The organism is Haladaptatus sp. W1, from assembly GCF_001723155.1.
Lineage (GTDB): Archaea > Halobacteriota > Halobacteria > Halobacteriales > Haladaptataceae > Haladaptatus > Haladaptatus paucihalophilus.
In genome coordinates this window covers 1-4980 of record NZ_MEIH01000187.1, presented here as the reverse complement: position 1 = coordinate 4980, position 4980 = coordinate 1, and the positions used below count along the sequence as shown (strand labels likewise).

The window sequence follows — 4980 nt, the reverse complement described above, 5'->3', positions numbered from 1 at the left end:
CCTGCCCGAACTCATCGTCTTCGGTGCCCGCGCGGGCCGCCACGCCGCTGGCAAGGACCTCGGCGAGGCCGAAATCTCCACCGGCAAGACCGACGACGCCGAGATGGGCGAGGTCGACACGCCCGTCGAACCAGGTGCGGTCGCGTCGGACGACGACAGCGCGGTCGCCGATGGCGGCGCGACGTTCGCCGACCCGACCCAGACCGTCGAAGCCACGCTGGAAGCAGAACGCAACCGCGTCGAATCCCTCCTCGAAAAGGACGACGGCATCCAGCAGGCCGAACTCCGGTCCAAGCTCCAGAAGTCGATGACGGCGAACGTCAACGTCTTCCGAAACGAGGACGGTCTGAAGCAGGCGCTCCGCGACATCCGCGAAGTCCGCGAGGAGTATCAGGACGTGTACGTCAACGACCCGTCGCGCACGTTCAACACCGACCTCATCCACACCATCGAGATGCAGAACCTCATCGACCTCGCGGAGGCCATCACGCTCGGTGCGCTGGCCCGCGACGAGTTCCGCGGTGCCCACTGGCGACAGGAGAACCAGGAGCGCCGTGACGACGTGTGGCTGAAACACACGCTCCTCTCGTGGGAGGACGGCACGCCGCAACTCTGGTACAAGCCGACCATCCTCAAAGGCGAGAACAAGACGTACGAGCCGAAAGAGCGGTCGTACTAATTCACCTTTTACGACGGTCGAAAGCCAGCGGTCGGGGTGCTTCGACCCGACCGCTGGCAGTCTTCCTATGAAATCTGACGACATCACGAAAATCCTCTATTTTCGAACGATTTTGCCGAACGACTCGCCCAGCGAGTCGTTCGGCCCCATTCAGTCGGTAGCCCGGGAAATCGAAGATTTTCCGGTGTCTCACAATCGCGCCGCGGTCGTGATGGCTCGAAAGATCGGCGGTCTTTCGGTGAGTGATGGACCCCGCGGTGGCGCGTTCTGCTAATTTCTGTTGATTGTGTCACCTGCCGATTCCCGGTAGGTTCGTTGCTCGCCGTTTTCAGTGTTGTCGAGTCGCGTAGGAGGAGTCTGTTCGTGCGCTTTCGTCGGTACGTTCGTCGGCCGGTCCGGTGCGTCAAGTCGTTCGTCTCATCCGGCGAATCCGAGCGTCGTGAGGAGCGCGTTGACGCTCCATCCAGTCGCATCGACGAGCTTGTAGCCGAGGTAGATTCCGACGATTCCCATGATGCCCGGCAGTTCGGGCGGAGCGGGAATCGGCACGCCGACGAACTTGAACAGTGCGCCGGTCAGCAGTCCGGTCAGTAGCGCGAGCGCGGTCAGTGTGTATTCCATCGGATGTGGACTGCGGAGACTGCAGTGAAAAGTAGTTCGGAGTTAGCGACACTGAGAGAGTGTTTGTGCCCCCGCCAGTGGCATAGAAATCCACGCCTCGTCCCGTGTAATGTCCGCGATGATGGCCAACTGGTTACCGTCGTCGTCCTCGTCGACGGCGAACATCACGTCGCCGTCGGGAGCCTGTTCGTCCGAGTCGTCGGTTGCGCGTGTCCAATTCAGAGTCGATCACCGTGGTTCGCCCGCCGTTACTGAGCGAGCACAGGGGGTACATCTCATTTCTCCTCCTTTGTTATGGACTTCCTTCGGCGTTACAAGAACCCCTTACCGGGCCGAAAACGTCAGTTTCGCCCATTCGGACGGTTCGTAGGCGAGGCGAACCACGCCGGGTGGATGGTACGCGCTGGATAACAAAGTACCAGCCGAGAATACGACCTTCACGGACTGATTTCCATGTCTCACGGAGAACAACGGACGGACCAGCACCGCACGAAGACAACCCGTGGGTTCCCACCGACATGAGTCACGAAACGAACGACTCGTTGTGGACCCGTCTCACGCGTCCGGTGTTGGAGTTCCCCGTCGATTTGGCCGTGCTCGGTATCGTCGTGATACTCCTGTCGCTTGCACTCGTCCAACCTGTCGTGTACGGGACGCCGCTCGCCGTCGCGCTGGGCCTCCCGCTCGTGTTCTTCGCGCCGGGGTACGCCCTCGTCGCGTTGTTGTTCCCGCAAGCGGGGGCGTCGAAGTCGTCGAAGTGGGCGAGTCCGAGTCGGGTCCGCCAACACGGCGTCACGGCAGGCGAACGCTGTGCGCTCTCGTTCGGGGTCAGCGTCGCCTTGCTTACGCCACTCGGCGTGCTGTTCTCGCTCGCCCACCTTCCCTTCATCCCGATGTACGTCATCGGCGCAATCGCCGGTTTCACGCTCCTCGTCTCGCTCTTCGCCGTGGTTCGCCGGTTCAACGTTCCGGAGAAGGACCGGCTATCGGTGTCCGTTCGCGGCGGTGCGGCGCACCTGTACCGCACCATCTTTCACGAGGACTCGGCGGTCGACGTGGCGCTCAACCTCGCGCTCGTCCTGTCGGTCGTGGTCGCGCTGACGACCGTCGGCTTCGCCGTCGCCGCCCCGCAGGACGGCGAGCACTTCTCCGACCTGTCGCTGTACACGAAAGGGGAGAACGGAAACTACGTCACCGAGGGCTATCCCACGAACATCACCGCGGGCGACTCGAAACCCGTGTTCGTCGGCATCCAGAACCACGAAGACCGGTCGGTCGAGTACACGGTCGTCGTCCAACTACAACGCGTGGAACAGCGTCCGAACGGGGGTGCACGCGTCATCGAACGGACGGAGTTGGGTCGCCTCGACCATCGAATCGATGCGGGCGACTCGTGGCGAACCCGGTACGACATCGAACCGAGCATGACGGGTGAGGACCTCCGTCTCGTGTTCCTGTTGTACAAGGGCGACCCGCCGAGCGACCCCGCGACGAACAACGCCGCACAACAAACCCAGATTTGGATAAACGTATCCGGATAATGTGGCCGTGGGAACATCTCGCGTTCGGGTATCTCGCCTACTCCGGCTACACGCGGCTCCGAACGGGCCGCGCGCCGCGGAGCGATGCGGTGGTCGTCCTCGGCGTGGCGACCCAACTTCCAGACCTCGTGGACAAGCCGCTCGCGTGGTCGCTTTCGGTGCTTCCGAGCGGGCACTCGCTGGCCCACTCGCTCCTGACCGCGCTTCCGCTGTCGGTGGTCGCGCTCGTGTTGGCCCACCGCGCGAAGCGAACCGACATCGGCGTCGCGTTCGCGGTTGGCTACCTCTCGCACCTCGCGGGCGACATCATCTACCCCGCCGCAGTCGGCCAAACTCCGTCGTTCGACTTCCTGCTCTGGCCCCTCGTCCCCGTTCCCACCGACCAGTCGAGCATGGGATTTCTGGCCCGATTCCACGAGTACTTCGGGGAGTACGTGACGTACTTCGGCGACCCGGCGATTCGGGGATACATCGCGCTCGAACTCGGCCTACTGCTCGGGGTGTTCTTCCTCTGGCTCTTCGACGGAATGCCCGGAATACCCCGACGAATCGTTCGTTACGCGCCGGTAATTGGCCGATAACGTCCATCGGCTGACGTTTCTTATTCCTCGGACAGCACCGTTCCGCAGTGGTGACAGACGTCGTTCTCGCGGTCGTTTCTCGCGCCACACGACGGACAGTTCGTTTTCTCCGACGGGTCCTTGGATGTCCCGTTCGACTCCGACAGTCCGATGCCAACCAATGCTAATCCCGCGACGATGATACCGACTTGGCCGAAAAAGGAGCCGATTCCGAAGAATACCAGCGCGAGTCCGGCCGTGACGAGCGGATTCTCCATACTTCGACAACCGACGTCCGGATAAAAAGTCTTGGCAGTCGAATTGACTATCTGAATCGCTTGTACACGTCCGTCAGCAGGTTCATCATCCGCGTCCCGCGCTCCAGACTGTGATAGCGAACGAGTTCCGGGTTGAACTTCGCCTTGTAGCCACAGAGTCGGCGCTCATTCGCGCCCACGAGGTCGTAGCGCGGGATTCCCTCGTCCATCGCGTCGCGCATGATGGCCCAGTCCACGAGGTCGTTGATGGGCACGTCGAGGTCGTGTTTCGCGCCGCCCTGCCACCGGTACACCCGTTCGTCGTCCGCCAGTGCTATCATTCCGCCCGCGAACTCGCCGTCCACGTCACAGACGTAGGGTCGGACCGCGCCGTCGGGCAGAAATCGGTAGAGGTCAACGACGAACTGCGGGGAGAGGCGGTACGGTTCGTCCTGCTCGTCGTGGCGGGCTTTCACCTGTCCGATGATTTTACGAATCGCTTCCGGCCCGCCGACGTGGATTTCGTACCGGTCGTCGTCGGTCCTGATGTTGCTGCGGGCGTCGCCGCTGAAGCTCGCCAATACATCCTCTTCGCCGGGTGTGAGGTCCACCTCGTAGGTGTGTCGCGGCTGGATTTCGAACTCGTTCCACTCGAAGGGACGAACGTCGTCGTAGGTCCCACCCGTCCGAACGTGGACGTACTTCGGCGCGTACTCGCGGTCGAGCCAATCGAGACAGCCGTCGATGAACCGGCGGTGTCGTCGCTCGGCCTTTCGTCGCTTCAGCTTCCCCATGTTCAACAGGACGGGACCGAGGTGCGGGAGCCAGAGGTTCGGCGGCGGCGAAAACGCCGTCGTCACGCCGCCCTTCGAGATGGTGAAGGCGGGAAACAGGCCGACCGGTTCCTGTCCCTTGTAGCCCACGAGCGGATGGAAGGTCGCGCCAGTGTGGTCGGCCTGCACTTCGAGGGCCTCCAATCGATGGAAGAGTGCCCCCTGTGGTGATCGCTCCACGAGGTCGTTCCAGCGGTCCACGTCGTTCGTCCGTTCTACCCTGATGCCGTTCTTTTCGATGGTAATACTCATTCGAGATATCCGAGGTCGGCGAGTCGCGTTTCCACGCGCTCGTCGTCGGTTTCGACCGTTTCGCCCGCGTCGAACGCGGGTAGCTCTGCTCGCCCGCCGACTCGACGACGGGGAGGACGCGCCCGTCCATCCGGTCGCTCGCCGGGATGTCGAAGATCGCCAGAATCGTCGGGGCCACGTCGAAGAGGTGGGACCCGGCGAGGTTCGCGTCGGGATCGACGCCCTCGCCCGCCGCGG

Annotated in this window: 6 protein-coding genes and 2 pseudogenes; 3 read left to right on the top strand and 5 right to left on the bottom strand. The window is 62.7% G+C overall.

Translation table 11 applies throughout. The features are described 5' to 3' along the window. Positions 1–679, top strand: a pseudogene (locus BG842_RS09390) (succinate dehydrogenase); the annotation flags it as partial. Between the two features lie 417 nt (positions 680–1096). Here BG842_RS09390 and BG842_RS09380 read toward each other — a convergent pair. Further along, positions 1097–1300, bottom strand: a complete 204-nt coding sequence (locus tag BG842_RS09380; RefSeq protein ID WP_069450555.1) for a XapX domain-containing protein — start codon at positions 1298–1300, stop codon at positions 1097–1099. A gap of 42 nt (positions 1301–1342) precedes the next feature. Further along, positions 1343–1465 carry a hypothetical protein gene (locus BG842_RS32485; protein ID WP_007977558.1) on the bottom strand — a complete coding sequence of 41 codons (123 nt, stop codon included), beginning with the start codon at positions 1463–1465 and terminating at the stop codon, positions 1343–1345. A gap of 353 nt (positions 1466–1818) precedes the next feature. Between BG842_RS32485 and BG842_RS09375 the strand changes: the two genes are divergently transcribed. Together BG842_RS09375 and BG842_RS09370 are read left to right on the top strand one after the other, a co-directional pair. After that, positions 1819–2841: a DUF1616 domain-containing protein gene (locus BG842_RS09375; protein ID WP_069450554.1), complete on the top strand. Its 1023-nt coding sequence runs from the start codon at positions 1819–1821 to the stop codon at positions 2839–2841. Beyond that, positions 2841–3422 carry a metal-dependent hydrolase gene (locus BG842_RS09370; RefSeq protein ID WP_069450553.1) on the top strand — a complete coding sequence of 194 codons (582 nt, stop codon included), beginning with the start codon at positions 2841–2843 and terminating at the stop codon, positions 3420–3422. The genes BG842_RS09375 and BG842_RS09370 overlap by 1 nt, the downstream gene beginning before the upstream one ends. Positions 3423–3442: 20 nt before the next feature. On the opposite strand, the gene BG842_RS09365 is transcribed toward BG842_RS09370, so the two are convergent. The 3 genes and pseudogenes from BG842_RS09365 to BG842_RS27400 all read right to left on the bottom strand — a co-directional run. After that, a complete protein-coding gene (locus tag BG842_RS09365; RefSeq protein ID WP_069450552.1) occupies positions 3443–3679 on the bottom strand; it encodes a zinc ribbon domain-containing protein in 237 nt (78 codons plus the stop codon). Between the two features lie 47 nt (positions 3680–3726). Then, entirely contained in the window at positions 3727–4743 is a 1017-nt protein-coding gene (locus tag BG842_RS09360) for a GNAT family N-acetyltransferase (RefSeq protein ID WP_069450551.1), read from the bottom strand. Further along, positions 4740–4980, bottom strand: a pseudogene (locus tag BG842_RS27400) (phosphodiesterase); the annotation flags it as partial. The pseudogene BG842_RS27400 and the gene BG842_RS09360, both read right to left, overlap by 4 nt.

What these genes read in the sequence shown, in the direction of transcription:
- BG842_RS09380 (WP_069450555.1), bottom strand. Translation starts at nt 1,300, where the DNA reads ATGGAATACACACTGACCGCGCTCGCGCTACTGACCGGACTGCTGACC.
- BG842_RS32485 (WP_007977558.1), bottom strand. Translation starts at nt 1,465, where the DNA reads ATGTTCGCCGTCGACGAGGACGACGACGGTAACCAGTTGGCCATCATC.
- BG842_RS09375 (WP_069450554.1), top strand. Translation starts at nt 1,819, where the DNA reads ATGAGTCACGAAACGAACGACTCGTTGTGGACCCGTCTCACGCGTCCG.
- BG842_RS09370 (WP_069450553.1), top strand. Translation starts at nt 2,841, where the DNA reads ATGTGGCCGTGGGAACATCTCGCGTTCGGGTATCTCGCCTACTCCGGC.
- BG842_RS09365 (WP_069450552.1), bottom strand. Translation starts at nt 3,679, where the DNA reads ATGGAGAATCCGCTCGTCACGGCCGGACTCGCGCTGGTATTCTTCGGA.
- BG842_RS09360 (WP_069450551.1), bottom strand. Translation starts at nt 4,743, where the DNA reads ATGAGTATTACCATCGAAAAGAACGGCATCAGGGTAGAACGGACGAAC.